Source organism: [Brevibacterium] flavum (genome assembly GCF_019317305.1).
GTDB classification, from domain to species: Bacteria; Actinomycetota; Actinomycetes; order Mycobacteriales; family Mycobacteriaceae; genus Corynebacterium; species Corynebacterium glutamicum.
Map to the genome: position 1 here is coordinate 890,050 of NZ_CP079240.1, position 25,475 is coordinate 915,524.

General features: G+C 53.0%; 26 protein-coding genes, 1 tRNA gene and 1 other RNA gene. 18 read left to right on the forward strand and 10 right to left on the reverse strand.

Annotated features, from left to right (window positions below; all coding sequences use genetic code 11):
- The first annotated feature begins 73 nt into the window (after nt 1–73).
- Nucleotides 74–586: a hypothetical protein gene (locus tag KW808_RS04305; RefSeq protein WP_003863517.1), complete on the forward strand. Its 513-nt coding sequence runs from the start codon at nt 74–76 to the stop codon at nt 584–586.
- Between the two features lie 291 nt (nt 587–877).
- Here the strand turns inward: KW808_RS04305 and KW808_RS04310 are convergent, their stop codons facing one another.
- From KW808_RS04310 to KW808_RS04320, 3 genes are all read right to left on the reverse strand, one after another.
- Nucleotides 878–1,189 (reverse strand): hypothetical protein, encoded by a 312-nt coding sequence (locus KW808_RS04310; RefSeq protein ID WP_003863513.1) that lies wholly within the window; start codon nt 1,187–1,189, stop codon nt 878–880.
- A gap of 767 nt (nt 1,190–1,956) precedes the next feature.
- On the reverse strand, nt 1,957–2,739 hold the full coding sequence (hisN, locus tag KW808_RS04315) for a histidinol-phosphatase (protein ID WP_003863511.1): 783 nt from the start codon (nt 2,737–2,739) through the stop codon (nt 1,957–1,959).
- A gap of 6 nt (nt 2,740–2,745) precedes the next feature.
- The gene (locus KW808_RS04320; RefSeq protein WP_034983606.1) at nt 2,746–3,621 is read right to left on the reverse strand and encodes an inositol monophosphatase family protein; all 876 of its coding nucleotides are present in this window, start codon (nt 3,619–3,621) and stop codon (nt 2,746–2,748) included.
- A gap of 78 nt (nt 3,622–3,699) precedes the next feature.
- On the opposite strand from KW808_RS04320, the gene prfB reads away from it, so the two are divergent.
- The 12 genes from prfB (at nt 3,700) to KW808_RS04380 (ending at nt 13,065) form a co-directional block, all read left to right on the forward strand.
- Nucleotides 3,700–4,806, forward strand: a complete 1,107-nt coding sequence (gene prfB, locus KW808_RS04325) for a peptide chain release factor 2 (RefSeq protein ID WP_003863507.1) — start codon at nt 3,700–3,702, stop codon at nt 4,804–4,806.
- Between the two features lie 131 nt (nt 4,807–4,937).
- Nucleotides 4,938–5,627, forward strand: coding sequence for a cell division ATP-binding protein FtsE (gene ftsE, locus KW808_RS04330; RefSeq protein WP_003858089.1), 690 nt, complete (start codon nt 4,938–4,940; stop codon nt 5,625–5,627).
- Between the two features lie 13 nt (nt 5,628–5,640).
- On the forward strand, nt 5,641–6,543 hold the full coding sequence (ftsX, locus tag KW808_RS04335) for a permease-like cell division protein FtsX (RefSeq protein ID WP_003858086.1): 903 nt from the start codon (nt 5,641–5,643) through the stop codon (nt 6,541–6,543).
- Between the two features lie 36 nt (nt 6,544–6,579).
- The gene (smpB, locus tag KW808_RS04340; protein WP_003858084.1) at nt 6,580–7,074 is read left to right on the forward strand and encodes an SsrA-binding protein SmpB; all 495 of its coding nucleotides are present in this window, start codon (nt 6,580–6,582) and stop codon (nt 7,072–7,074) included.
- The gene (locus KW808_RS04345) at nt 7,075–7,428 is read left to right on the forward strand and encodes a DUF488 domain-containing protein (RefSeq protein ID WP_003863504.1); all 354 of its coding nucleotides are present in this window, start codon (nt 7,075–7,077) and stop codon (nt 7,426–7,428) included.
- An 88-nt stretch (nt 7,429–7,516) separates the two neighbouring features.
- Nucleotides 7,517–7,893: a transfer-messenger RNA gene (gene ssrA, locus KW808_RS04350) on the forward strand.
- A gap of 164 nt (nt 7,894–8,057) precedes the next feature.
- Nucleotides 8,058–9,353, forward strand: a complete 1,296-nt coding sequence (locus tag KW808_RS04355) for a tyrosine-type recombinase/integrase (RefSeq protein WP_003863503.1) — start codon at nt 8,058–8,060, stop codon at nt 9,351–9,353.
- 302 nt (nt 9,354–9,655) lie between these two features.
- Nucleotides 9,656–9,865, forward strand: a complete 210-nt coding sequence (locus KW808_RS04360; RefSeq protein WP_003863501.1) for a helix-turn-helix domain-containing protein — start codon at nt 9,656–9,658, stop codon at nt 9,863–9,865.
- 2 nt (nt 9,866–9,867) lie between these two features.
- The gene (locus KW808_RS04365) at nt 9,868–10,260 is read left to right on the forward strand and encodes a hypothetical protein (protein ID WP_003863500.1); all 393 of its coding nucleotides are present in this window, start codon (nt 9,868–9,870) and stop codon (nt 10,258–10,260) included.
- Complete coding sequence (locus KW808_RS04370) at nt 10,253–11,131, forward strand: bifunctional DNA primase/polymerase (protein ID WP_003863499.1); 879 nt, start codon at nt 10,253–10,255, stop codon at nt 11,129–11,131. The genes KW808_RS04365 and KW808_RS04370 overlap by 8 nt, the downstream gene beginning before the upstream one ends.
- Nucleotides 11,132–12,550 (forward strand): hypothetical protein, encoded by a 1,419-nt coding sequence (locus KW808_RS04375; RefSeq protein ID WP_003863498.1) that lies wholly within the window; start codon nt 11,132–11,134, stop codon nt 12,548–12,550. It abuts the gene before it with no gap.
- 296 nt (nt 12,551–12,846) lie between these two features.
- Nucleotides 12,847–13,065, forward strand: coding sequence for a hypothetical protein (locus KW808_RS04380; RefSeq protein WP_003863497.1), 219 nt, complete (start codon nt 12,847–12,849; stop codon nt 13,063–13,065).
- A 2,823-nt stretch (nt 13,066–15,888) separates the two neighbouring features.
- Here KW808_RS04380 and KW808_RS04385 read toward each other — a convergent pair.
- The 4 genes from KW808_RS04385 to KW808_RS04400 form a co-directional block, all read right to left on the reverse strand.
- The gene (locus tag KW808_RS04385; protein WP_003863496.1) at nt 15,889–16,101 is read right to left on the reverse strand and encodes a hypothetical protein; all 213 of its coding nucleotides are present in this window, start codon (nt 16,099–16,101) and stop codon (nt 15,889–15,891) included.
- Complete coding sequence (locus KW808_RS04390) at nt 16,098–16,466, reverse strand: hypothetical protein (protein ID WP_155268198.1); 369 nt, start codon at nt 16,464–16,466, stop codon at nt 16,098–16,100. Before KW808_RS04390 ends, KW808_RS04385 begins: the two co-directional genes overlap by 4 nt.
- A 280-nt stretch (nt 16,467–16,746) precedes the next feature.
- A complete protein-coding gene (locus KW808_RS04395) occupies nt 16,747–17,070 on the reverse strand; it encodes a hypothetical protein (protein ID WP_003863493.1) in 324 nt (107 codons plus the stop codon).
- A 3-nt stretch (nt 17,071–17,073) separates the two neighbouring features.
- Nucleotides 17,074–17,238, reverse strand: coding sequence for a hypothetical protein (locus tag KW808_RS04400; protein WP_003863492.1), 165 nt, complete (start codon nt 17,236–17,238; stop codon nt 17,074–17,076).
- A gap of 632 nt (nt 17,239–17,870) precedes the next feature.
- On the opposite strand from KW808_RS04400, the gene KW808_RS04405 reads away from it, so the two are divergent.
- A tRNA-Met gene (locus KW808_RS04405) sits at nt 17,871–17,944 on the forward strand.
- 70 nt (nt 17,945–18,014) lie between these two features.
- Here KW808_RS04405 and KW808_RS04410 read toward each other — a convergent pair.
- The 3 genes from KW808_RS04410 to KW808_RS04420 form a co-directional block, all read right to left on the reverse strand.
- Complete coding sequence (locus KW808_RS04410; RefSeq protein ID WP_003863489.1) at nt 18,015–18,842, reverse strand: siderophore-interacting protein; 828 nt, start codon at nt 18,840–18,842, stop codon at nt 18,015–18,017.
- Entirely contained in the window at nt 18,842–19,762 is a 921-nt protein-coding gene (locus KW808_RS04415; protein ID WP_003863486.1) for an iron-siderophore ABC transporter substrate-binding protein, read from the reverse strand. The genes KW808_RS04410 and KW808_RS04415 overlap by 1 nt, the downstream gene beginning before the upstream one ends.
- A gap of 165 nt (nt 19,763–19,927) precedes the next feature.
- Nucleotides 19,928–20,518 carry a vitamin K epoxide reductase family protein gene (locus tag KW808_RS04420; RefSeq protein ID WP_003858024.1) on the reverse strand — a complete coding sequence of 197 codons (591 nt, stop codon included), beginning with the start codon at nt 20,516–20,518 and terminating at the stop codon, nt 19,928–19,930.
- A 350-nt stretch (nt 20,519–20,868) separates the two neighbouring features.
- Here KW808_RS04420 and KW808_RS04425 point away from each other — a divergent pair, with 350 nt between their 5' ends.
- From KW808_RS04425 to KW808_RS04440, 4 genes are all read left to right on the forward strand, one after another.
- On the forward strand, nt 20,869–21,885 hold the full coding sequence (locus tag KW808_RS04425) for a siderophore ABC transporter substrate-binding protein (RefSeq protein WP_003863482.1): 1,017 nt from the start codon (nt 20,869–20,871) through the stop codon (nt 21,883–21,885).
- A 250-nt stretch (nt 21,886–22,135) separates the two neighbouring features.
- Nucleotides 22,136–23,137 (forward strand): ABC transporter permease, encoded by a 1,002-nt coding sequence (locus KW808_RS04430; protein ID WP_003863480.1) that lies wholly within the window; start codon nt 22,136–22,138, stop codon nt 23,135–23,137.
- On the forward strand, nt 23,130–24,245 hold the full coding sequence (locus tag KW808_RS04435; protein WP_003863478.1) for an iron chelate uptake ABC transporter family permease subunit: 1,116 nt from the start codon (nt 23,130–23,132) through the stop codon (nt 24,243–24,245). Before KW808_RS04430 ends, KW808_RS04435 begins: the two co-directional genes overlap by 8 nt.
- Nucleotides 24,242–24,997 (forward strand): iron ABC transporter ATP-binding protein, encoded by a 756-nt coding sequence (locus tag KW808_RS04440; protein WP_003863477.1) that lies wholly within the window; start codon nt 24,242–24,244, stop codon nt 24,995–24,997. Before KW808_RS04435 ends, KW808_RS04440 begins: the two co-directional genes overlap by 4 nt.
- Nucleotides 24,998–25,475: the final 478 nt, after the last annotated feature.

Below are 25,475 nucleotides of genomic sequence, written 5' to 3' on the forward strand. Positions count from 1 at the left end.
ATCTTATCTACCAGGGTGAAAGCCAAACAACGCTGTACCTTTCTTTGCTGATGGGTGCAACGAAGACGGAGTTATGATGAAGGAACGACGAATCAAGACTTTGGCAGCCTTAGTAATCTGCGGCCTGACTGTTTCAGGATGCGGCAATTATTTGGGAGACATTAATGTCAAAGGGCGCGCTGGTTTTTCAGTATCTGAAGCAGGTGATCTCATTGTTCGTGTACAACCATGTGGGTTGCCTATTGATACAGTAGACATGGCCGGCCCAATGCCACAGGATCAACCACCCCAAGCAAACCCGGTGTATCTTCAATTGAGTGATCCCGACGGTCGTACTGATCCTTTCATAGTAGATCCTGAAAACTTAGACCCGAGCTGGGCAATTATAGCAGGTGACGGCCTGCCAACAGATCCTGATGCACTCATCATCGTTAATGCGCATGTCGAGGGTGAGAGTACTCAAACCTCACAGGTGTCAGCGTATGTTAGGGATGTTCAGGGGTTGAGGACAGATCAAATCTATGTAGGTAGCCTTGAAAGCTCACGAATAGTTGACGAGAGTACTTTTCTTCATTGTCGCAAGTAGCGTGTGGATCACTGCTGACGTTGAAGGTCAGGTTGGATTGACGCGTGCAAGTGACGGAGCGATCTCAATCGTGGTCCAACCATGTGGCCTTGAGATAGACATGGTTGCGATTAAAGGACTTCTCATCTTGCAGACTATTGAGGATTTTCACCAGTGCAGCACACCCTTGTTGATGAGAGTAGCGATGTAGTTTAGTGTCGCGTAAGTCTTTTTCAATCCTGAAAACAACACCCCGTACTGAATTTATGCAGTACGGGGTGTTGTCTGCGTGAATACCGATTTGTGTCATATCTAGAGCACTATGCGTGGAGGGCGGATCGCTAAGGCTCGTTCAACATATGCATAGGACAACGGTTGATAGCCGTTGTCCGTATGGAATCCACCGTTGAAAATGTATTCCATAAAAATTGTGCCTTCATTACTGAGAAAATCCGTATCGCGATTGAGTATCTCGTTGACCATGTCGATTGAGTCTTTAGTTGAAAAAATCTCTGCGAGCTGTTCAAGCTGATCGTAATGAGGTACAACCCTACCGTTGTTGATCTCCTTAAATTGCTCGCGGATCATGATCTCTTGTCGAGGAGTGGTGCACATATCAATCATGTCTTGGAGGTCGCGCTCGTTGAGTGTCGTCGGTTGCTGTAGTTCTTGTTCCGGCTTTGGTGCTGACGATGTAGCTATGTGTGTAGCTTCTGTGCGTCTTTTTTTCAGCTCTGCGTTCTTTCCAGTTATTTATAGATCTAGGAATCACTACTTCAAACAGGTGATTGACGCCCTTTTAGGTTAATTGATTTAGTGACGTCACCTATTACTGAAGTCGCAAATGAATTGAGTTTTGATGGGCTTTTAACTAGACGCGGTTCTTTTACTAGCTCTTCCAGCGTTCCATTTTGGTGTCGCACGCCCCAGAACTTAAGGAATCGTTAGTGACTTTGTTGCCGTTTTTTTGGTGATTTTTGAGACGTAACCTTCAATCTTTTGAAGATTCGAATTATTTTCGAGAGGCATGCATAAAAATATATCGTATTGTCGATATTATTGGGATGTTCAGACATATTCGGAGCCGAAATATACGTTGGAGGCCAAGACTCGGATTGGCGGGGTCGGTTTTGGTCAGATATGACAGTCAGCCTGCAATTACTATCTGGAACTCTAGAATCAGGGTCCTCTCAGGATCGTATATAAGAGGCTGAAATGCTTCAATTATACCTCTCTGAGAAATTTGATCCTTATAAAACGGCTCCTGTGCTCTTTGTACTTTCTGGGTAGTGGGGTTGAGGAAAATTCGACCAGGTGGCCGAAAGATCCACCCCACCCCAGACGTCGGTCAAATAGGACGGTATCCGGAAAACCAAGCAAAACCCGGGAGTCTATTTCAAACGATCCAGGGTCTCATCGTGCAGGATGCCGTTGGTGGCTACCGCGTCACCACCGTGTGGGCCATCGACACCCGCTAGCGAGGTGAATTTTCCGCCGGCCTCAGTAACCAGAATTGATAGGGGAGCGAGATCCCAGAGGCTGACTTCTGGTTCGGCTGCGATATCGACAGCACCTTCGGCGACGAGGCAGTAGGAGAAGAAGTCGCCGTAGCCTCGGAGTCGCCAGGTGGTATCAGTTAGGGAGACGAACTTATCGCGTAAGTCTCGTTCAGCCCAGCCGGAGAGGGAGGAGAAGGAGAGGGAGGCGTCGTCAAGCTTGGACACCTGGGACACGGACAGCTTGCGCGGGGAGCTGCCGTTGAAGGTGCGCCATGCGCCAGCCCCTTCGGATGCCCACCAACGCCTAGCCAGTGCGGGTGCGGAGATGACACCTGCGACGGGCTTGCCGTTGTCGAGCAGCGCGATGAGTGTTGCCCAGATGGGGACGCCACGGACGTAGTTTTTGGTGCCGTCGATGGGGTCGATGATCCACTGGCGGCCGCTGAATTCTACGTCGCCACCGAATTCTTCACCGAGGATGGAGTCGGCGGGGCGGGCGGTGGCGATTTTCTCACGGAGTGCTTCTTCGGTCGCCAGGTCGGCATCGCTGACGGGAGTCATGTCTGGCTTGGAGGATACTTCCAGGTCAGAGGCTTCGAAGCGGTCGAGGGTGATGGAATCGGCAAGTTCGGCGAGTTCGAGGGCTAAGGCTAAATCGTCTGCATATTTGCTCATGTGTTGTTAGTCTAGTGCGCTTAAAGTTTCGGAGATCTCACTAACTGCTTCCGCGTTTCCTGCAACGGACCATTCGACGCCGCCGGCGGTCACTTTGATGCATGCTCCGCCGACGCCTTCGATGAGTGCGCGGCCGGGTATCCAGTCCCAATCTGCGACGCTGTGCTGCACCCATGCGCCGATGCTGCCGTCGGCGATGTTGGCCAAATCGATGGAGCCGGCGCCGAACATGCGCAGCGTTGCAGGGTGGGTGGCAACGCTCATCCACGCCTTTTGAATATCAGGTTCCGCGATGCGTGACGGGTGGATGTAGGTGGCCAGGGAGATTTGATTGAGGGGGGCGTCGACAAGCAAATCTAGCTCCTTGCCGTCGAGCGTGGTGCGGATTCCCGGGCCACCGAACCACGTATAACCCATGGCTGGGCGGTGTACGGCGCCGAAAAGCACGCGCGATGGCGCGGATGGATCGCCCTCGACCAGCGCGAGCGCCGAGCACCAATAATCTGAGCCCTGGGTGAAGTTGTAGGTGCCATCAACCGGGTCGATGACCCAGGTTTTTCCGCTTTTCGACGCCCGGTCCGCGCCTTCCTCGCCAAGCACGCCGTCCTCAGGCCGCAACGCTTCAAGAACGCCTGCGACGAAGGCCTCGGCCGCACGATCGGCATCCGTGACCACATCAGACACAGAAGTCTTGTAATCCGTATCCACACCGTTTTCGCGCATGCGCCATGCCAAACGTCCAGCGTTGTACACCAGTGCCTGCGCAAGATGCTCATCAGAATCCTGATCGTGAGCAATCACGAAGGTCTTTGTGATGGTTTTGATCATGTCTTCGAGGCTTGCAGCGGGATGTGTCTGCTCTGGATTAGTCATGCCTTCCATTGTGCATGCCGTCGGCCAAGTGTGCTGAATAAGGTGGCGTTCTAAGAATCACAATCGGTGCGGGTAATATGTGCAATCATGCGTCCCGAATTTTCTGCAGAACTCTCCGAGCTAGACAGCACGCTGACAACCATTGAAAAAGTGCTGAACCCGCAAGAGATGTCTGACCGAGTCAGAGAACTTGAAGCTCAAGCAGCTGACCCGTCTCTGTGGGATGACCCTGACCATGCACAGCAAGTCACCTCTGAGCTGTCCCACGTCCAGGCGGAGCTGCGCAAAATTACCGATCTGCGCCAGCGCATCGAAGATCTGCCCATCATGGTGGAACTCGCAGAGGAAGAAGACGGCGATACCTCCATCGCGGAAGAAGAACTCGCCGATCTGCGTTCTCTGATCGATGCGTTGGAAGTAAAGACCATGCTGTCGGGTGAATATGATGCTCGCGAGGCAGTGATCAATATTCGATCCGGTGCCGGTGGTGTCGATGCTGCGGACTGGGCTGAAATGCTCATGCGCATGTACACCCGCTGGGCGGAAAAGAACGGCCACAAAGTAGATATTTACGATATTTCCTACGCCGAAGAAGCCGGCATCAAATCCGCCACCTTCGTGGTCCACGGCGACTACATGTACGGCCAGCTCTCCGTGGAGCAAGGCGCACACCGCCTCGTGCGCATCAGTCCTTTTGATAACCAGGGCAGGCGCCAAACCTCCTTCGCCGAGGTAGAAGTTCTTCCCGTGGTGGAAAAAGTGGACTCCATCGACATCCCTGATGCCGATGTTCGCGTCGATGTCTACCGCTCCTCCGGCCCAGGTGGTCAGTCCGTGAACACCACCGACTCTGCCGTGCGCCTGACCCACATCCCAACCGGCATCGTGGTGACCTGCCAAAACGAGAAATCACAGATCCAAAACAAGGCATCCGCGATGCGTGTTCTCCAGGCAAAACTGCTTGAGCGTAAACGCCAGGAAGAACGCGCCGAAATGGATGCCCTCGGAGCTGGAGGAAATGCATCCTGGGGCAACCAAATGCGTTCCTACGTGCTGCACCCTTATCAAATGGTGAAGGATCTGCGCACCAACTTTGAAGTCAACGATCCGCAAAAAGTCCTTGACGGCGATATCGATGGCCTTTTGGAAGCAGGTATTCGCTGGCGAATGGCTGAGAGCCAGTCGGCGGAATAAAGGTTGGTTTTCTGGCAGAATCTGGCGATTTCTTAAGAATTACCGGTTATTTGTCGTTGAGTTCTCCTCTGAGCACTCAGGGTAGTCACTTCCGTTTCTTTAGCCACAGGAGTTTCGCTAAAGTGTGACCCGTGATCACCTTCGAGAACGTCACCAAGAACTACAAGACATCAACCCGCCCTGCATTAGACAATGTGTCCCTACACATTGAAAAAGGCGAGTTCGTGTTCCTCATCGGCCCATCCGGCTCCGGAAAATCAACCTTCCTGCGCCTGATGACGCGGGAGGAAAACGTCAGCTCCGGATCGCTGACACTGGCTGATTTTCAGGTGAACAAACTTCGCGGCACGCAAGTAAACAAACTGCGCCAACGCATCGGATATGTGTTCCAAGATTTCCGACTCTTAAAAAACAAGAATGTCTACGACAACGTCGCATTCGCATTGGAGGTCATCGGGAAGAAGAAGGACAAGATTCAAGAACTTGTCCCCGAAACTCTGGAAATGGTTGGCCTTGCCGGAAAAGCCAACCGCATGCCCAACGAACTATCCGGTGGTGAGCAGCAGCGCGTGGCCATCGCCCGAGCTTTCGTGAACCGCCCACTCGTCTTGCTTGCCGATGAACCAACCGGCAACCTCGACCCCGATACCTCCGATGAGATCATGATTTTGCTCAACCGCATCAATCGCCTCGGCACCACGGTGGTCATGTCCACCCACAACGCCCGAACTGTCGACGACATGCGCAGGCGAGTAATCGAACTGCAATTGGGCAAACTAGTCCGCGATGATGCCCACGGCGTCTACGGCGAAATGCGATAGGGGAGTACTTCACATGGCTTTTGGATATGTACTGCGTGAAGCTGTTCGCGGCATGGGTCGCAACGTCACCATGACCATCGCGCTCATCATCACCACCTCTATTTCCTTGGCACTTCTTGCCACTGGATTTTTGGTGACCAACATGACCGACCGCACCAAGGACATCTACCTGGATCGCGTCGAAGTGATGATCCAACTCGATGAGGACACCTCTGCCAACGATCCCGAATGCACCGCGGAGTCCTGCACCGAAGTTCGCGATGTCTTAGAAGGACTCGACGGCATCGATTCCATCACCTACCGTTCCCGCGAGGCCTCCTACGAACGATTCGTAGAAGTTTTCAAAGATACTGACCCAGTTCTCGTCGCTGAAACCTCTCCCGACGCATTGCCAGCAGCGTTCCACGTCCGACTTGAAGATCCACTTGCCGTTGAGATTCTCGATCCGGTCCGCGATCTTCCTCAAGTAAGCAACGTGATCGACCAGGTGGATGATCTGCGCGGAGCAACCGAAAACCTTGACTCCATCCGCAACGCCACCTTCCTCATCGCGGCTGTGCAAGTTTTGGCATCGATCTTCCTGATTGCCAACATGGTGCAAATCGCTGCCTTCAATCGTCGTGAAGAAACTGAAATCATGCGCATCGTCGGCGCATCGCGGTTCTACACTCAGGGACCATTCGTCTTCGAAGCGATTCTATCCACCCTCATTGGTGCGGTTTTCGCCGTCGGCGCGCTCTTCTTGGGTAAAGAACTCGTCATTGATAAAGCACTCCGCGGACTCTACGATTCCCAGCTCATCGCACCAGTTACCACCACAGATATTTGGCTGGTAGCACCGATAATTTCCGGCATTGGCGTGGTGATCGCCGGCATTATCGCACAACTCACCCTGCGCTTCTACGTGAGGAAATAAGACTATTGAACTCCTTGCCGTAGACTTAGAACGACTATGGCCAAGAAGAAAAAGAAAGTCGACGAAAACAACTCAGTTCTCGCGACCAATCGCAAGGCCCGCCATGACTACCACATCATTGATACGTGGGAGGCGGGCGTGGTGCTCTTAGGCACCGAAATCAAATCACTGCGCGAAGGTAAGGTATCCCTCGTGGATTCCTTTGCCACCATTGATAACGGAGAAATCTGGCTTCAGCATCTCCACATCCCGCAGTATTCCATGGGCTCCTGGACAAACCACACGCCCAAGCGCACCCGCAAACTTTTGCTGCACCGCAACGAGATTGATTCCCTGATGGGTAAAGTCCGCGACGGCAACCGCACGTTGGTTCCGCTCAAGCTTTACCTCAAAAACGGTCGCGTCAAACTCGAACTCGGACTCGCACAAGGTAAGCAGGATTACGACAAGCGCCAAGATATCAAGCGTCGCACCGAAGAACGCGAAGTCACCCGTGAGCTCGGCCGTCGCATTAAGGGAATCAACGCGTAAATGAGTATTCACATCGCAAAAGTCCACGACGTCCTCAAAGGTGAAAAAACCTACGGAACCACCATTTTGGTGGATCGGCTCTGGCCACGCGGTGTGAAAAAAGACGACCTTGAGCCAGACCTCTGGCTCAAAGGCGTCGCCCCCACAACCGAACTCCGAAAATGGTTCGGCCACGACCCAGCTAAATTCTCCGAATTCAGCACCCGTTACACCGAAGAGCTCAACGCCAGCAACGACAAAGACCTAGAGACGCTTGTCGACGCCACCTCCCGCCACCCCGTAACCCTCCTCTACGGTGCTGCCGACCGCGACCACAACCACGCCATTGTTCTAGCCAAGTGGCTAAAGAAATAACTCCTTGCAAATAGTTGCAAACTTAAGTTATGATGAACCATCTTGTGGAACTCGCACGAGCCCACCACAGGAATCAGTAAGAATCAATGGGGCTGACATGGTTTCGACTACGTTGATTTAGCCAGGGGAAGCGTGCCGGTGAAGGCTGGAGACCACCGTAAGCGTCGCAGCAAACCAATAAGCGCCGAGAAGTCTCAGCGCGACTACGCCCTCGCTGCATAAGCAAGCGACCGCGTGTCTGTCAGCCTAGGGAAGTCCCTGACCTAGATCCTGGCATCGACTAAGGGACTTGCTGTTCAATCGCGTCAGCGGGGTTGAACAGGACTTTTACCGTTGACTGGGCTCATCATCCGGAAGTGTTCGTCCTAGCCGGAGGGCCAAGCAGAGATCTTTGCGCGAACTGCGCACGGAGAAGCCCTGGCGAGGTGACGTAGGACCCGGGTTCAATTCCCGGCAGCTCCACTGTTTGCAATTCCCCTGGTCGTTACTGACCGGGGGTTTTGCTGTTTCTTACTGGTCAAACTATGTTTCAGCGTAACACACGTATGGACTGTTGGGGACTCATATATACTTTTATCGCGCACATGTTGCGGACGGATTGGGTACGTACCGCAAAGGACAACCAGCTCATGGCACGAAAAAGGAAACCAGCCTTGAAACGTAGGTTTGGCAGTATCAGACAAAAAGGGGCGCGCTTCACAGTCGCATTCACCGCCCCTGACGGCAAACGACACTCTCCCGGTAAATCATTTGCCACGGCAAAGCAGGCCGAACTCTGGCTTGCCAAAGAAGAAGCCCTGATCGAACAGCACAACTTAGGCTATGTCGTGTGGGTGCCACCGCAACAACGTAACGCCCAAGACATACAAAGTAGTGTCACTGTCGCACAGTGGCTAGACACGTTCCATGAGAACTTAGAGCACCGTCCTAAGCCCCCGCGCCCGTCCACAATGCAGAACTACCGTCGCGTGACTAGTAACCGGATTACGGATCCTCTCGCGCCGGGAGATAAAGAAGCAGACGTAACACGCCTTGCCGATATTCAGCTAGTGAAACTGACTAAGAACGACGTGTACCGATGGTGGGACGGCCTGCAGCGCGCTTACCCAACAGCTCACACCATTAACCAACAGGCCTATAAGCGACTTAAAGCGGCGTGTGATGAAGCTACCCGGCGCGAAATGATCCCCTTTAATCCCGTGGAGATTAGGGAAGCTGGTAAGAAAGTTACCCCTAAGGAAAAGTACCTACCCTCTGATGAAGAGCTCAACGCGATTTATGCCCACGTGCCAGAGCAATACAGGGTGCTGACCTCTCTCATGCTGTTTCATGGGCTAAGGATTGGTGAAGCTATCGCCCTCGAGCAACGCCACGTGCATGTTGAAGAACAACCGGGTGAGAGTGTGCCGCGTGTGGTGGTGCAGGTGGAACAAAACGCCCAACGGGTGAGAGACGATGACGGCAAAATATACATGATGGTGCAGCCCCCTAAAACAGAAGCGGGCTATAGAGATGTACCAATCATGCCGCAACATGTTCCCGATTTTTTACGGCACTTAAAAGAGTTTGCACCCACCACCACGACAACCGTTGAGACGTTAGACAGACCTCGAGAGGTGAAGCTGTTAACGGCTACTCGCAACGGGAAAATGGTCATGGATACCAGCTATAGAGAGGTGTTAGTCCGTGCAGAGACTCGAGCCGGCGTTACCACAGAGATTGACCCCCACTGTGGGCGTAACTGGTTGATTACACGCCTTGCCGAACAGGGCGCGCACTTGAAAGAGATTGGGCAGTTGTTGGGGCAAGACGATGTTCAAACAATCTTGAATGTGTATATGAAAGTCCGTGCAGGGCGTACAACAAGCCTTATGGACAAAGTTAATAGTTCACTAGCTCCCGGCGCGCCGGGCAACGTGCAGTAGCGGTAGGTCTTGAAGCCCCTAGTTGGGACTACTGTGACCTGCAGCTAACAAAAGTGTGTATAATGCGTAGCAGCGGCAGCCTATAGCCGTGAACCTGGTGTTACATCAGCCGGAATAGAAGAACAGGCAAATTTTACTAACCCTACTCAAAAGTGAGTGGGGTTTTTTTATGCCTAAAAATAGGTGTGTCTTGTAACACATGCCTGTGTTCCTTTGAAAAAAACTAAATACTTCCATGCACTAGCAACCCGACACTTGTTTTCAGGTGCCGGGTTTTTCTGTTTCCAAGAAAGGAAAACATCATGAATAAAACCGCTAATCGCAGTAAGTGGCTCACCGTCGCTAACGCCGCGCTGCATATGGATTGCTCCACTAAGACAATCCGCCGCCTAATCGCTACCGGTGACCTGCAGGCTACCTACCTCACCCCAAGGGCTATGCGTGTCTCTGTTGAGTCCCTAGACGCGCTTATTAAGGCGAACTCAACTAACCAGTGGGGCGGTGCTGCATAATCATGGGCACCAAATACACACCACAAGACGCGCTTACCTATACCCGCGAACAGCTTAGAAACACTCTTGATTGGGTTCATGAGCACCTAGCGGAGTCATACGGGCTCGAGATGATCGACGGTGAAGAATACTTACCGGATCCACTCAACGACGTTATGAGCGCGTTGTACGGTATCGCTGGGGAGCTCACAACCATGTGTGCAGAGGTTGGGGCATATCACTATCAAGATGGTGAACTCATGCGGCCTGTGTACTACTCCAACGGCAACTGCGTATACGTTGAACGCGCTATCGGATCCCCTGGTGATTGGTATTTAACAACCGAGCTCGATAAGCCTAATGGGGATCCCCGGCGCGGCATGCATGTTGTTAAAGGTGGTGGCAGCAATGAGTAAAGCCCCCACGACTCACATGGGGGCAGTATCTCAGCAAGAGGTACACCCCAACAATAACCCATGTTCCCCAAACAGCGCACCCCAAGAGGTATGGCGTACATGGGCGGGTGAGATTGAAACAATCCCACAACACCAATGGTTACATGTTGCAGCTAATCGTTATGCACGCCACGGCCTGAAAGTGGGGATCCTCAACGGCAAAATTCCCATGACACCACACGGGTTTAAAGACTTCACCACCAACCTCGAGCAGATCAACGCATGGTGGGGAACCTACCCCGGCGCGAACATCGGAGCCACCCCGCCTAAGGGTGTTGTGGTCATTGATATTGATCCTCGTAACGGTGGTCACGAAACATGGGAAGCACTCACAAGGTACCGGGAGCTACCGGAAACACTTCTTGTACGCACTGGTTCAGGTGGGCACCATTTTTGGTACCGGCTCCCACATGAGGGCGCGATACGTGGAGAGCTAGGCAAAGGGATAGACCTTAAAACACATACCGGATACCTCGTTATGCCCCCTAGCATTCACCCCACCACTGGGGAGCGCTACACAATTTCCTGGTGGGCAGACATTGCAGTACTTCCCACATGGCTCAACGAGTACGTGTACAAACCAACCCCACGCCCCACACAGAGCATGCAGGCGCGCCGGGAGGGTAATAACACCGGTGGTGGTCTCGTTGAGACTGTGGAGCGTGCACCGGAGGGGCAGAGGAACAGCACCTTGTATTGGGCTGCATGTCGTAATGCGGAGGAGGGCTTAGGCCTTGATGAAGAACTCGTTGCAGCGGCGTTAGTGTGTGGTCTTTCAGAGCGTGAAGCACGCCAGGCAATAGCTAGTGCGCAACGTAAGGACGTGGCGTAAATGGCAATGTTTGATGAAGTAAAGCTTGCCCCGGCGCCTGTTGAGGGTGTGGCATATGTGGAACGGGCAGAGGTTAAAGAACAGGCACCCACAACGCTCGAGAGTGCTCTTACCGTCAAAGAGTGGGAACAGCTCGAACAAGATGTTTTTAGCGGTGCAGGTGCAGCGGTAACCGCAATTAGGGATTATGCGCGGGAAAACTCCCTAGCCCCTATTCCGTTCCTCATTGCGTCCGCCCTGTACGTCTCAACATGCTTGCCGGGTAACGCAACATTCAATGCAGGTGTAGGCAGAGGATCCCCGAACCTATTCATTGCCGTTGTCGCTAAGCCCGGTGGCGGTAAAGACTTACTCATGACGGCTGTAAGTAAAGCTCTCTCAGTTTCAACGGTGGAAGTGCAGCGCAAACCAAAGCACTTGCCTTTGGGCTCAGGTGAGGGCATTTACACCACCCTACGACCAGAGAAAGAGCAAACAGTATCGGATCCGGTGCTGTTCGGCATGTCAGAGGTTAACCAGCTAGGTGCACTCATGGGCAGAACAGGAAGCACTCTAAGGGGTGCAATCGTCAACATGTACTCAGGTAACGCCCTTGGAGCCACCAACAAGTCTGAAACCATTTACGTTGAAGCGAACAGTTACACGGCTGGCCTATGGGTAGGTGTGCAGCCAGATAGCGCGGGCGTGTTGCTTAATGGTGGTGACGATGGTTTAAAGCACCGCTTCGTGTGGACTGAAACTGTCAACCCAAGTATGGACGTTTCAGACGAATGCATAGACAACCTAGTTAGCGCATACACGGGCAAGCTAGACAGCCACATGCAGGCCGCTTCATGTTTGCCGGTGGTGATCCCTCAACAGTTGCTTGGGGGTAAGGGGTTCACGTTCCATGAGGATATTGTCAGAGCAACAATCTTAGCTAGGCGACTCAGGGTTAAAACTGGTCAGATTGGGGAGTTCGCCGGGCATAGGAACCAAACACGCTTAAAGCTTGCCTGTGGGCTCGCATTGCTTAGTTCACGCGCTCACGTCTCCCTTGATGATTGGGGGCGCGCCGGGGCGCTTATGGACTACTCCGACAAGGTGCAGAGCTATTGCCAACGACACTTAACAGATCGCCGCGTTGATGAACAGGTAGACCGGTTAGACGTTCAAGAGCAAGCTAAGGACACTCTCGAGAGTAAGCGACAAGGGCGAATGGAGGGCAAGATTATTGACTCGTTGAAAGACAGTAAGCGGGCACAGTGGAGAGGGCGCGGGGGTTTCTTACAGGGCGTTAAATCAAACGTCCGTGGTGCAGCTAATTCCGCTCTCATGGCGTTGATTCACCGGGATATTGTTGCCCCTATTTATGTGGCAGATGAGAAAGGGGAGAGTGTTTTAGATTCACTCGAGCGGGGTGATAAGTACCCCCGTTAATTTGTGTCGGTGGGGCGAGTTGTTTTGAACAACCGTCCTACCGTCCTACCGTCCTACCGCAGGTCAAACGGGGTGGGCACCGTCCTACCGGAGTCCTACACCGTCCTACCGTAGGACTTTTTTAGGGCATGTAGGACGCATGTAGGACGGAATTTAACCCACCTGACCAGCGTAGGACTGTAGGACGGTGTAGGACGCTCTCCGAAAAGTAAAAGAAAAAACGTCCTACCGATAACAACTAAAAAACAATAATCAAACTACCCCCGAACCAAACACTAAAACCACAAAGGTGCCCAATGAACGACAACAACGGCATGGACTTTTACACCACTTCACCGGACTACAACACCACCCCTTTAGAACGGCTCACCGCCTACCTCACCGCAGACCTACAACGGCACTACCCACAAGAAGAGTTTCACGCCTATAGGCTCGCACAGTCCCTTGCACACGTCCTTGCAGAGCACGCCACAACGATTAACTTAAGCGACTACCCGGCGCGCCACGTGGTGTAAATGTCACCACCTGGGGAGGGTTCCCGGCGGGCATGCGCAACACCTCCCCCCTTTGCCCAACTCTCTATATGCATTAATTCCGTAGGTACGTCCCAACGGCTAAGAATGTCTCACATGGCCTAAGCCCTATTGAGACACTTAGCGGGATAGGTGCTTACTTCAACACGCGCCGGGAGGTTACAGGGGCTTAGGGAGAGAGATAAGGGCAGATCAATCAAAGGGGGTGGTGCCGCTCAAACTTCTCTGGTTAAAACAAGCCCCCGTTGGCGTTAAGTCACTCTCTACACGCGCGGGAGTGGTGGCGGCTCCAACCATGGTCATCTTGACCATGGTTGTCACTCTCTACGCGCGCGGGGGGTCGAGTCCGATAAACGAAGATCTTCGCTTATTGCCACTCTCTACGTGTGCGGGGTGCCTGTTTTCTTGGTGGGGTTGGCAGCCTAGACCCTCCCCTTTTTGCCTGAGTCTGGGCTTCTCTCTCTGGTGGGGTGCTGGCTGTTTTCTTGGTGGGGTTAGTGACCTCGCCCCGCCCCTTTTTTGCTAGCGTGAAAGAATTCTTCAGGGTGGTCAAAACTTTTGGGGTGACCTGCATTAATGGGGTGTTGTATGGGTTCATGTTTGTTGTGTCACTGTGACGTTAATTATCTATTTATATGACTATGTATTTAGTGTCTTTAGGGAGTTTTCCCTACCACCTAGGGGGAGTGCTGCGTCAAATGACGCAGTAGATCCTCCCGCCGGTTTTTCCTACCACCTAGGGGGAGTACCCCTTAAGCCGGTGTAATCGTTCGCGGAGGGCGTTAGCGCTCATTGTCTGCCATTGTCTGCCATAGTCTGGCATTTCTGCACTATCGGGGCTTAACGCTATGTCCGTGAAGCTAGGGGCATGTTTCTAAGCGTGTGTGGTGCTCGCATTGTGGAACATGCCGGACGGGGCTTTAACAGCCTGTGGGGTGGGGGGCTAACCCCTCTGGGAGTCGTTCCAGGTTCGCCCGAGGGTATAGGCGCTATCGCTATGTACGGGTCTAGTGTTTTCGGGAGTGGTGTAGCTGTTGGCGGTGTTGGTGCTGCATAGGCGTGTCTTTGGGCTGTTCTGTGGGGTGTGATTGTGGAATGTCGCGGATCTGATCTAAGCGGTGTTCCCGGCGCGGCTTGTGCTCGAGAGGTTTGGGGGCGCGTTTAAAACGTGAACCTTTTAGGGGATCCACTGGCAAGGGTTGCATTTAAGATGTAACCCTTTTGCTTAGTGCCGCGTGCAGTTCGGTTAAGGCTAGGTGCTCTAAATTGAGCGGGTTCCCTTGTGCCCCCTGCAGGTTGGTTAGTGTGTCACCCACGGGCGCAAGGCACGTATACTATTTAAAAGTTTTAAATAGCGACAAGAAAAGTGTCACCCACGGGCGCAAGGCACGTATCTGTGGGCAAAATGCGGACGGTTGCCCAGGAGCGTGTCACCCACGGGCGCAAGGCACGTATGTACGGCCAGTTGAATTCTGAAGATCTTCAGAAGTGCCACCCACAGGCAATTGAGCACGTATACGTGGGGCTGTTAGCAGACCCAAGTCCGCTAAGTGCCGCCACGGGCTAGAGCACGTATCCCCGGATCCGGGGTTTTCGTCTGCCCCACGGGAGCAGGTTCGGGGGTGTTGTTGACAGGGTGGGGTGGGCATTTTCGGGAATTTCCCGTTTTTCCGCACCCACAGGCACAGAGCACGTATTGGCGGATCCGCCATTAGCGGCTGGTTTCAGTGTCACCCAACTGTAGAAGCGGTTCGGGGTGGTAAAAAATCAACATTTGCTGGTTTTTTACCACCTCTCACGGTAGATACTGTGCGATCTTCGGGTGGGCAAAAATCGACATTTGTAGGTTTTTGCCCACCCACAGGCACAGAGCATGTATAAGCTGGGTCTCCGTTGTGAAGAGCACAACGCAGTGCCACCCACAGGCTAGAGCGCGTATCCCCGGATCCGGGGTTTTCGTCTGCCCCACAGGGCGCGGCCTGGTCGTAAGGGTTGATGTTAAGAATCAGCCCTTATTGCCGGAGCCGTCAAAAAGACTGTTCCAACCATGGTCATCTTCCACATGGTTGCCCATGCCCCTTGTGCAGGCTGGTTGTGAGTCGTGAGCCTACATTACGAAGATCGTAACGCAGGTTTATTTTCAATGTAAATGACAACGCCCGGCGCGCTAACGGGTGTTCAGGCGCGCCGGGATCCATTCCGGACGGGAGTGTTTGGGAGCGCTCAGGGCAGAGGTACCCCTGACAATATGGGTGCAGGGGGACTTTATAAGACTTCATTCCGTTGGTCGGTAGGTCGGCCATAGGTATAGAGATAGCCACAACATGGCTACGTGCACGGGCTACGGGTATTACTCGCATGCCCCGAGACTGGGTTATTCCACACACCGCTACTTACAGGTACCACCCTGTTCCCGCCCTAGTTCGCCTTTACCGGGTGCAGTTGTGTGGATAGGGGTTATACGTCGCCCTCAAACGGCCAGACACTGTGGTGAGCAGTGCCCCCTTGTTATTCACGCATTAGGGGTCAATCGCGGTAGGTAAAACGGGGTGGCAAAAACTGGGTAAGCCTTTATTCCAAAAATGGAAGAAAGTAGCGGTGCCTGTGTGCTGTTTGTGCAGCTCGAGCGGACTTTTAGGCCGCGTGTAAAAAATGTTCTGACTGTGCCAAAAAGGGTGGGGTCAGGAGGGGCACCGCTCTAAGATTTCGGCGGGTTCTTGTACCATGTACGGCATAACCACGTCGGGGCTTAATATGTGTAAGCCCCGGGGTGGTTGTTTGCTTTTTCACACACTTAGATGGTGCCTAGTCCACTTTGGGTGTTCCGTAGATAAGACCGCCGGCGGTGTGGTGATAGTTCAGGGTTGCTTCATGGATCACGGCTTGGGTGTTTTCCTCTGGTGTCTGACATGCCGGGCAGAGATAGAACACGGGCAGACCGCCTTTTAGTTCAACGTTCCAATCCCCTTGATTGCGGTAACGCCTATTGCAGCGCTCGCACCTAATTGTCTTGCTCATTTGTTTTCCCTTTCCACGATGGTGTTAGCGGGCTGTTGATCCATTGCCGCGATTAGTCCCTTGATTGGGTATTTGTTCTGCCCCTGCATTTCAGCTTGGGTAAGTGCCATTGTCATGCACGCCGGGCAGAGCTCCAACGGGTCACCGTTAAGCGTTAAGGCATGCCCACGGGTGTTAAGTGCCCCTACTGTGAAGCCGGTGTTAGAGCCCACGATGAAGCCCTTTAAATCGCCGTGCAGTTTGAAGCCTTTCAGGTCAACAAGATCACGGTAATTACCGCCGGTGCAGTACGTGCCCACGTAGAAGTTCCCGGCGCGCTTATCGTTCGGTATCCATAGGTGTGCAATGAGGTTCCACGGATCCAAAGCAAGCCACCTTATGTGTGTTCGGTGGTGGGATCCCTGGTAGTTATCTGGTTGATCGTCTTTAGGCAGTGTCATGGTTGCACGTCCATAACAATGCAGGCAGCTTCACATACAACACACGCAATGGTGTTGTGGTCTTTGGTGCCGCTCTTAGCGGTGAACGTTTGCCCACACATGGTGTGTGTCGTACCGTTTGGCTCGACGTGGTGCACGGTGTGGATTAGGCGCGGTCTGTTAGGTGTGGTGGGGGCTTCATGGCGCGCCGGGTGGTGTTGGGTGCTCATTGGTTGACCTCCACCGGGGCAATTTCAACACACAGGAGCCAACATAGATCTTCAATGCGTGGATCCGTGGGGTTGGTGGTGAGGAGTTCTTGAAGCTCTCGCACGTTGTGCCACTCGTTGAACCACGGGGTGGGGAGCTGTTCGGCGGCCTGCATGAAGCTTCCCGGGGTGCAGGTAAATGACTTGCCGGTGATGGTGTCCGTGACCTTGAGCGTGTCTGTGAGGTCTGTGGGCACGTAATCAACGGGGGCGTGCTCATTAGCAACAATCCACCCAATAGGGGTGAGCCGGTACGGTGCAGGCGCGTGCAGGGTGCTCATTGGTTACGCACCTCGCTTAGCTTCATCACGGGCTACGGCTGCAATGGTGTGGAGGAATTGATCAAACTCGCCTGATTCCCTCCATTGGCGAAAGTAAGCGTCCTCGTGTTCGATCCATTCCCGGGATCCTCGAGGGTGCGGGTTGGGTTGTGGGGTGATGTTCGGCATTATGTTCCTCTTGCTGGTAGGTGGTCGGTAACGTACGTTTACCGCACGTATTACGCACACATTGCGTACAGACTGTTTTGGGTGGTCTGTGGTTGTGTGTCTGACCAGCAAGTATGAGGTTATCGGGGTGAGTCCCCGGCAGCTCCACCGAAACGAAGTTCTCCACACCATCTGGTGTGGGGTTTCTTTGTTTTTCATTCTCATAAAAGGGGAAAATGTCTTCCTATGCGTACATTCGCCAGTAAGATTTGGTCAAAATCGGGATATCTTGTGGTCTAATGCACCATGGGGTACAAGGAAAGGCGGGTAAGTTCGGATTGGCTCGAATTGTCGCATTGTGCGCCGACTGAAGCGCCCTGTCTATCCCTACCTGGTGCCGAAAAAGTTGCTCGGTGAGCATCAAACGGCTAGGTGTCCGTCGTAGAGACAGGTTTTCTTAGCGATTATCTTGAAGAGAATGTGGCTACTATCCATGCTAGTTGTGTTGCGGAGCTGTGGGAATTGAACCCGGAACCTCGGTTTTCCACTGGGAATTCGCCAATAATTGGTAAAAAATAATAATGGGTGTACAGTGATCATCGAAGCAAACAGTGAAAGCATGTTGTTTCAACATATGTAGCAATACATAGCGTCGCGGGGTGGAGCAGCTCGGTAGCTCGCTGGGCTCATAACCCAGAGGTCGTAGGTTCGAATCCTGCCCCCGCTACTAAGATTCCAAAACCCTCTTCAACTTTTGTTGAAGAGGGTTTTGGCGTTCTGGGGTCTGAATCTGAAAGCTAGTCTACGGTTCGTCGGCCGTATTTCCAGTAGCCGAGGAAAGTGATTCGTGAGGAATCAACTCGGTAGCTGTTGATTAGTTCTTTGCGGATGAAGCGCACCATGCTAGTTTCACCGGCGATCCAGAAGTGTACTGAAGGATCTGCTGCATTGGCTGAAGCCCATTGGAAGACCTTTGCTTTGTAAGCGTCGATGTCTTCGAAAGTGAGCTTGGTGGAGCTATCGGCGATCAATACATCATCTTCTAGGCTGTCTACGTGGAGGAAAACCGTAGTAGGTACTTTTGATTGATTGACGATATTTGCGATCGCGGGAGCTGATGCACAATCGCCGATGAGACAGAGGCGATCGATCGCAGAAGTCGGATGATAGGTGATTCCGTAGCAGGTTTCTCCTGCGCGTACGTCAGGGCCGGTGATGATTAGTTCATCGTCAACACTGCAGTTCTTTGCCCATCTGGATACTGGTCCCGAAGGGTTGTGAAGATAGATATCAATGTCTACTTCGCATAGTTCGGGTCGGACCGCAGATGGGGTGTAGGTGCGCAAGATCGGTCGTTGGTCCGCTGGAAAAGACTTAGCACGAGGAAGCCACGTTGTCGGTGGGGGAGTGGGTTCGTCGAGGATTCCGAAATCTGGGATGTTCCCAGCCGGGCTTGGAATGATCAGTTTGATGCGTTGGTCCAAACCCCACTGGCCAAAGAATCGGAGCTTGTCACCAGTGACGGTGATCCGCATGAAGCCGGGACTAAGCCGTTGCTTCTGCGAGATCTGCACGGGGAAGGCACTGTATTCCCACTTGAGCTGATCGGGGAGAGCTGTGGACATTATTGCTGTGCGTCGAGGAAGGCATCGATGTCTTCCAAGACCTTGCTGCCGCCAAGTGGACCAACGCCGGATACCCAGTAGCTGGTATCGACAAGGGTGAGTGATGGGAACTGCTCGCGGTTTTCGCGGATTACTTCGGGGAGCTCGTTTTCATCAGTGACATCAGTTGCGGTGACAAAGACATAGTCGGCGGTGGCGAGCATGAAGTTCTCAGGAGCGATGTCGGCCTGGAGGCCATCCTTCCATTCCTGATCAGGAATGGTGAGTCCTGCGCACTCCAAAGAGCTGCCGGCAAATGAGGTCGGGCCGTATAGGCTCATGGTTTGCTCGTCGCGGGGACGAATCATGTTGACGGTCTTACCTTCGACATCATGCTCGGACTTGATCTCTTCGCACTTGTCGTTAAAGCCTTGGATGAGATCCTCGGATTCCTGCTTCTTGCCCAATGCATCGCCGATGAAGACGACATTGTCTTTCCACGGATCAACATGGGTTGTCATGAAGACGGTTGGGGCGATGGATTCGAGGCGGTCGTAGATTTCGGCGTGGCGGGAATCGGTGCCCAGGATCAGGTCGGGCTCGAGAGCAGCGATCGCTTCGATATTTGGCTCAGAAACGGTGCCGACAGGCTCGATTCCATCGACGCCGAGATATGCAGGAATACCAGTGACGTTGTTGGCGACAGCTGCACCCACTGGGGTGATTCCGAGGGCGATTGCGGTGTCTAGCTCAAGTGGCTCGAGGACAACGACGCGCTGAGGATTTTCAGGAACTTCGGTTGTTCCGTGAACGTCTGTGAATTCGCGAGTCGCAGAGCTGGTGGATGTTTCCTCTTCTGAGCTGGAGGAACAAGCAGTAAGAGGTAGTGCTGCTGCGAGAAGCACGATCAGTGCGGAGGAGAGTTTCCTGCGAGATGACATGGGCTGTGAATATCCTGACTTTAGATTGAAAAAGATTAGGCAAACCTTACAGCTTCGGTCAGGTGTGTGTAAATAGGGGAAAACTTAGACGTGGGGGTGGGCGTCGACAAGCAAAAAAGACCGGCACAACCGCAAAGGTTGCGCCGGCCTGAAAGCCTTAAATGCCTAGAACATGTAGCGGAATGACCACACAGCTGCGGCTGCGATGAGCAGCAGCCAGACGATCGCGATGACCCACTTGTATTTGTACAGTGCGTTGACGAACGTGCTGTCGGAGCCGCTGAAAGTTTTCACATTCCATGCAGTGACCAGCACGAACATGATGATCGATACGGTCCACACGCCCATGCAGTAAGGGCAGAGCGCGCGGATGACGGACATGGATTGGTAGGCGAGCCAGTGGCAGAACATCATGGCAAAAGTGAGTCCGGCCTGGGCGCCGAACCAGAACCAACCGCGGAACCTGCCGCCCGCGAGGATGCCGGCGCCGATGATGGCGACAGCGGCGAAACCGGCGATGCCGATGAGCGGATTCGGGATGCCGAACGCGTTAGCTTGGCCGGAACGCATGACATCGCCACAAGCTAGGACTGCATTGAAATCGCAGCTGGTGATGTGGCCGGGATCCTCGAGGATGGCAAGTTTTTCGGCCATGATGATCACCGACAAAATGAGGCCGATTATTCCGCCGATCATGAGCACCCAGCCAAGCCAAGTTGGGGCCTTGGGTGGGGCGTTGTGGATTTCGGTAGACACGGGGAGACCTCCGGGTGGGAAAACGTTTGTTGACTGACGATTAATCTTAAGTCTTTTGGCTTGATTTCTTGTGCTGTGCGCCGAAGTTCACAGGCTAGCTATACAGAAAGTGCCAAATTAGACAGGTTTTCGCTACAGAAAGCGTAATGCCCTTCATAAATTTATGCGGGGTGACGGGGTTAGCTAAGACCTGCGCGTATGCAACGAAAATATGTGTCTTAAGTCGCAAAGGTTTGGCTTGGTTAACTAGCTGTGTTAACTTTCATCTTTAGGTAACCTAACCTCACTAAAATTCTGGGAATACTCTGGCAGTTTTGGTGGATTATTTTTATAGACCTTTAAAGGACGACATGGTGAAAAACCGATTCAAGCTAGTTTCAATCGCAACTGTTGCTGCCCTGGCGCTCGTTGGCTGCTCTTCCACCGACAGCACTTCTTCCGAGTCTTCTTCCGCTGCAGAGTCAACCGCTGCAGCTAGCACCCTGACTATCGAAGACAACCACGGCACCGAAGAGATCTCCCTGCCAATCGAGGGCGTCGCTGCGACCGACAACCGCGCATTCGAACTGCTTGATCGCTGGGGTGTAGAGCTCGTTGCAGCTCCACTTCAGCTGGTTCCATTTACCGTTACGGGCTACACCGAAGAGGGTGGCGTCGCTAACCTTGGCTCCCACCGCGAGCCAGACCTGGAAGCACTTGCTGCTGCACAGCCTTCCCTGATCATCAACGGCCAGCGCTTCGCTCAGTACTACGATGACATCGTTGCCCTGAACCCTGACGCAACCGTCGTTGAGCTGGACCCACGCGATGGCGAGCCACTTGACCAGGAGCTTATCCGCCAGGCTGAAATCCTCGGTGAGATCTTCGGCGAAGAAGAAGATGCTGCAAAGATCGTTGCTGATTTCGAGTCCGCGCTTGAGCGCGCAAAGACCGCATACGCAGCAATCTCCGACCAGACCGTCATGGCAGTTAACGTTTCCGGCGGAAACATTGGCTACATCGCTCCTTCCGTTGGACGCACCTACGGCCCAATCTTCGACTTGGTTGGACTCACCCCAGCGCTCGAGGTTGACAACGCATCCTCCGACCACGAGGGTGACGACATTAACGTCGAAGCAATCGCAGCTGCAAACCCAGACCTGATCCTAGTCATGGACCGCGATGGTGGCACCAGCACCCGCAACGAAGCTGATTACGTTCCAGCAGAGCAGATCGTCTCCGACAATGAAGCACTGGCAAACGTCAAGGCTGTCACCGACGGATACGTTTACTACGCACCTGCAGATACCTACACCAACGAAAACATCATCACCTACACCGAGATCCTCAACGGCATGGCAGATATGTTCGAGAAGGCAGCTCAGTAGAGGATCGATCCCACACTGACACCTAAGTAATGCGCAAAGTTTTATGCGTAAAAATTTCTTAGGTTAGGCTCTAATATGAAAGGCTGTCTTGTAAAGAACAAGGCAGCCTTTTTACTTGTCTTAAATAAATATTTTGAATTGAGAACCAAGACCTCGTTTTGGCCGCAAGTTCTCGTTAGTTAAAAACTGTAGGAAACCAGGTTCCACACATGACACACAATCGGTTTAACAGGGAAGGGGATCGGCACTGATGGCAACACCAGCATCGGCTCCCACTTCCGAACCACGTCTCAAACGCACCAGAGCCAAGCTTTTTGATTGGAAGCTTCTCATCGGCATCATTTTCGTCGCCGGCCTCGTGGTGCTTTCCCTCCTCACCGGCCAATACGACATTTTCGGTGGCGATGATGGCCAACTGATGTTCGAGGCAGTTCGCATCCCGCGTACTGTTTCCCTCATTTTGTCCGGTGCAGCAATGGCGATGTGTGGCTTAGTCATGCAGCTGTTGACCCAAAACAAATTCGTGGAACCCAGTACCACAGGAACAACCGAATGGGCAGGTCTTGGCCTCCTCTTCGTGATTTACTTCGTGCCAGCCGCGACCGTTTTGGATCGCATGCTCGGTGCCGTGGTGTTTTCCTTCATCGGAACCATGGTGTTCTTCCTTTTTCTACGCCGAGTAACACTGCGTTCCTCATTGATCGTCCCGATTATCGGCATCATGCTCGGTGCCGTGGTGTCATCGATCTCCAGCTTCTTCGCCTTGCAATTCGACATGCTCCAGCAATTGGGAACATGGTTTGCGGGTTCCTTTAATACAGTGTTCCGCGGACAGTACGAAGTGCTGTGGATCGTTGTCATCGTCGTTATTGCAGTGTTCTTCTTCGCAGACCGGCTCACCGTAGCTGGCCTTGGCGAGGAAATCGCGACAAACGTGGGTCTCAATTACAACCGCATGGTCCTTATCGGAACTGGCCTCATCGCCATCGCAACAGGTGTGGTCACCGTCGTGGTTGGTAGCCTGCCATTCCTCGGACTCATCGTGCCCAACGTTGTGTCCATGTTCCGTGGCGATGACCTGCGCTCGAACCTGCCATGGGTATGCCTAACCGGCATCGCGATCGTAACCATTTGTGACTTGATCAGCCGAACCATCATCGCGCCTTTCGAAATTCCAGTTTCAGTAATCCTGGGCATCATCGGCGCAGTGGTCTTCGTGATCATGATTGTGAGGCAACGTGGCCGTGGATAAAGATATTGAAAACCGCACCTCAGACCTTTCTCGATGGGAAACTATGGAGGAATCAGCAACGGTCGAGGGACGCACCGATGTCGAACTAGCATCAGCGCCGAGCAAACGACGCACCTCAGGTGCATTCCAAACAGCGCGCGCCAAGCGCCGCTACTGGATCATCATGGCCGCGCTGCTGGTCACCGCGCTTGCCTTCACCTGGGGCCTCATTTGGTACAAGAACCCGATGCCCGTTGGGCATCCGGCCTTCGCGCTGATTGCAGAACGACGCATGGAGTCGGTCTTTGTCATGCTGATTGTTGCGGTTTGCCAAGGCTTTGCGACGGTTGCGTTCCAGACCGTCACCAACAACCGCATTATCACGCCGTCGATCATGGGCTTTGAATCTCTCTACACACTGATTCATACCTCCACAGTGTTCTTCTTCGGCGCAACTGCACTGCTGGCCACCAGAAATCTCGAAATGTTTGTCGGCCAGCTGGTGATCATGGTTCTTTTGACCTTGGTCCTCTACACCTGGTTGCTTTCCGGAAAACGCGGCGATATGCACGCCATGCTGCTTGTCGGCATCATCATTGGTGGCGGACTCGGCTCTATCTCCACCTTTATGCAGCGCATTCTGACCCCATCAGAATTCGATATTCTTTCCGCCCGACTTTTCGGATCAGTAAACAACGCGGAAACCGAATACTTCCCAATTGCTGTTCCACTAGTAGTAGTGGCGTCCGTCTTGTTGCTGCTAAGCTCTCGACGCCTCAACGTTGTAGGCCTTGGCAAAGATGCCGCAACCAACCTTGGAATTAATCACCGACGATCCTCCATTTACACACTGGTTCTCGTCTCTGTATTAATGGCAGTATCCACCGCACTTGTCGGACCGATGACATTCCTCGGATTCTTGGTCGCGACCTTGGCATATCAATTCGCCGACACTTACGATCACCGATACATCCTTCCGATGTCCGCACTCATCGGATTCGTCGTACTCAGCGGCGCTTACTTTGTTATGAACCACGTGTTCCGCGCACAAGGCGTCGTGTCCATCATTATTGAGATGGTCGGCGGTACCGTCTTCCTCATCGTCATCCTCAGAAAGGGCAGACTGTGATTACGTTAACCAATGTCCGCAAGGAATACTCCAGCGACGTTGCCATCGGCCCCGTCAACCTTGAGATCCCAGCCGGCGGCATCACCGCGTTGGTCGGCCCAAACGGTGCAGGCAAGTCAACACTGCTCACCATGATCGGTCGACTCCTCGGCATCGATGACGGCAACATCACCGTAGCCTCCTACGATGTCACCTCAACCGCATCCAAAGATCTGGCCAAGATCATCTCCATCCTGCGCCAGGAAAACCACTTTGTTACCAAGCTGACCGTGCGCCAGCTCGTAGGTTTCGGACGCTTCCCATATAGCAAGGGCCGGCTGACGGAAGAAGACGAGGGAATCATCTCCCGCTACATCGACTTCTTCAACCTCACCGAACTCGAAGACCGCTACCTCGACCAGCTTTCCGGCGGCCAGCGCCAGCGCGCCTATGTCGCCATGGTGCTGTGCCAAGAGACGGACTACGTGCTTCTCGACGAACCCCTCAACAATCTTGATATCGCACACTCGGTGGAAATGATGAAACACCTCGAGAATGCTGCAGCCCAATTTGGCCGCACCATCATCGTGGTTCTTCACGACATCAACTTCGCCGCCCGCTACGCCGATTACATCGTGGCCGTAAAGCACGGAATGATCGAAAAAGAGGGAACACCTGAACAGATCATGAAAAACGAGATCCTTTCAGAAATCTTCAATACAGAGATCGAAGTTATTGAAGGACCACACGGCAAGATTGCTTGCTACCACTAAATGAAGAGAAATCAGCCGACATTTGATGTCGGCTTTTTCTTTTTTCTCGGGTTATTCGAGCTTGAATCGAGCGGAAAGTGCTTCGACCTGCAGATTTGTGGAAAATCTGGGAGTAACGTACATTTAAACGCACACCAGCAACGTGGCCAAGAGGTTACAAGCTGGTTAAGACATGCAGAATGATTAAAAAAGAAACTTTGACTTTTTTAAATCGACTCTGTAAGGTCAGTCAAGCTGCTAGGGGAGCAAGAACAAACATTGTATCTTGTTTTCAGAGTGTGCGTATGTTGTTTGAGAACTCAATAGTGTGCCATTTATTATTTTTGTCACTACCACTTTTAACCCCTTGAGGGTTTTGGTGGTGGGTCATGCCGGGTGGTGGATCGCCAATATTTATCCATCACTGTAAACAATAATCTTATTGTTGGCATGATGTTGTGGGTCTGCTTGTTCCCCGTCAAGGGATCAGGCCCACATG

Excerpts from the sequence above, each read along its gene's own strand:
- KW808_RS04415 (WP_003863486.1), bottom strand. The coding sequence starts at position 19,762 with ATGTCATCTCGCAGGAAACTCTCCTCCGCACTGATCGTGCTTCTCGCA.
- prfB (WP_003863507.1), top strand. The coding sequence starts at position 3,700 with ATGCGTCCCGAATTTTCTGCAGAACTCTCCGAGCTAGACAGCACGCTG.
- KW808_RS04385 (WP_003863496.1), bottom strand. The coding sequence starts at position 16,101 with ATGAGCAAGACAATTAGGTGCGAGCGCTGCAATAGGCGTTACCGCAAT.
- KW808_RS04395 (WP_003863493.1), bottom strand. The coding sequence starts at position 17,070 with ATGAGCACCCTGCACGCGCCTGCACCGTACCGGCTCACCCCTATTGGG.
- KW808_RS04375 (WP_003863498.1), top strand. The coding sequence starts at position 11,132 with ATGGCAATGTTTGATGAAGTAAAGCTTGCCCCGGCGCCTGTTGAGGGT.
- ftsX (WP_003858086.1), top strand. The coding sequence starts at position 5,641 with ATGGCTTTTGGATATGTACTGCGTGAAGCTGTTCGCGGCATGGGTCGC.
- KW808_RS04355 (WP_003863503.1), top strand. The coding sequence starts at position 8,058 with ATGGCACGAAAAAGGAAACCAGCCTTGAAACGTAGGTTTGGCAGTATC.
- KW808_RS04425 (WP_003863482.1), top strand. The coding sequence starts at position 20,869 with ATGGTGAAAAACCGATTCAAGCTAGTTTCAATCGCAACTGTTGCTGCC.
- KW808_RS04360 (WP_003863501.1), top strand. The coding sequence starts at position 9,656 with ATGAATAAAACCGCTAATCGCAGTAAGTGGCTCACCGTCGCTAACGCC.
- smpB (WP_003858084.1), top strand. The coding sequence starts at position 6,580 with ATGGCCAAGAAGAAAAAGAAAGTCGACGAAAACAACTCAGTTCTCGCG.
- KW808_RS04410 (WP_003863489.1), bottom strand. The coding sequence starts at position 18,842 with ATGTCCACAGCTCTCCCCGATCAGCTCAAGTGGGAATACAGTGCCTTC.
- KW808_RS04345 (WP_003863504.1), top strand. The coding sequence starts at position 7,075 with ATGAGTATTCACATCGCAAAAGTCCACGACGTCCTCAAAGGTGAAAAA.
- hisN (WP_003863511.1), bottom strand. The coding sequence starts at position 2,739 with ATGAGCAAATATGCAGACGATTTAGCCTTAGCCCTCGAACTCGCCGAA.
- KW808_RS04305 (WP_003863517.1), top strand. The coding sequence starts at position 74 with ATGATGAAGGAACGACGAATCAAGACTTTGGCAGCCTTAGTAATCTGC.
- KW808_RS04370 (WP_003863499.1), top strand. The coding sequence starts at position 10,253 with ATGAGTAAAGCCCCCACGACTCACATGGGGGCAGTATCTCAGCAAGAG.
- KW808_RS04310 (WP_003863513.1), bottom strand. The coding sequence starts at position 1,189 with ATGATTGATATGTGCACCACTCCTCGACAAGAGATCATGATCCGCGAG.
- KW808_RS04365 (WP_003863500.1), top strand. The coding sequence starts at position 9,868 with ATGGGCACCAAATACACACCACAAGACGCGCTTACCTATACCCGCGAA.
- KW808_RS04430 (WP_003863480.1), top strand. The coding sequence starts at position 22,136 with ATGGCAACACCAGCATCGGCTCCCACTTCCGAACCACGTCTCAAACGC.
- KW808_RS04320 (WP_034983606.1), bottom strand. The coding sequence starts at position 3,621 with ATGGAAGGCATGACTAATCCAGAGCAGACACATCCCGCTGCAAGCCTC.
- KW808_RS04380 (WP_003863497.1), top strand. The coding sequence starts at position 12,847 with ATGAACGACAACAACGGCATGGACTTTTACACCACTTCACCGGACTAC.
- KW808_RS04400 (WP_003863492.1), bottom strand. The coding sequence starts at position 17,238 with ATGCCGAACATCACCCCACAACCCAACCCGCACCCTCGAGGATCCCGG.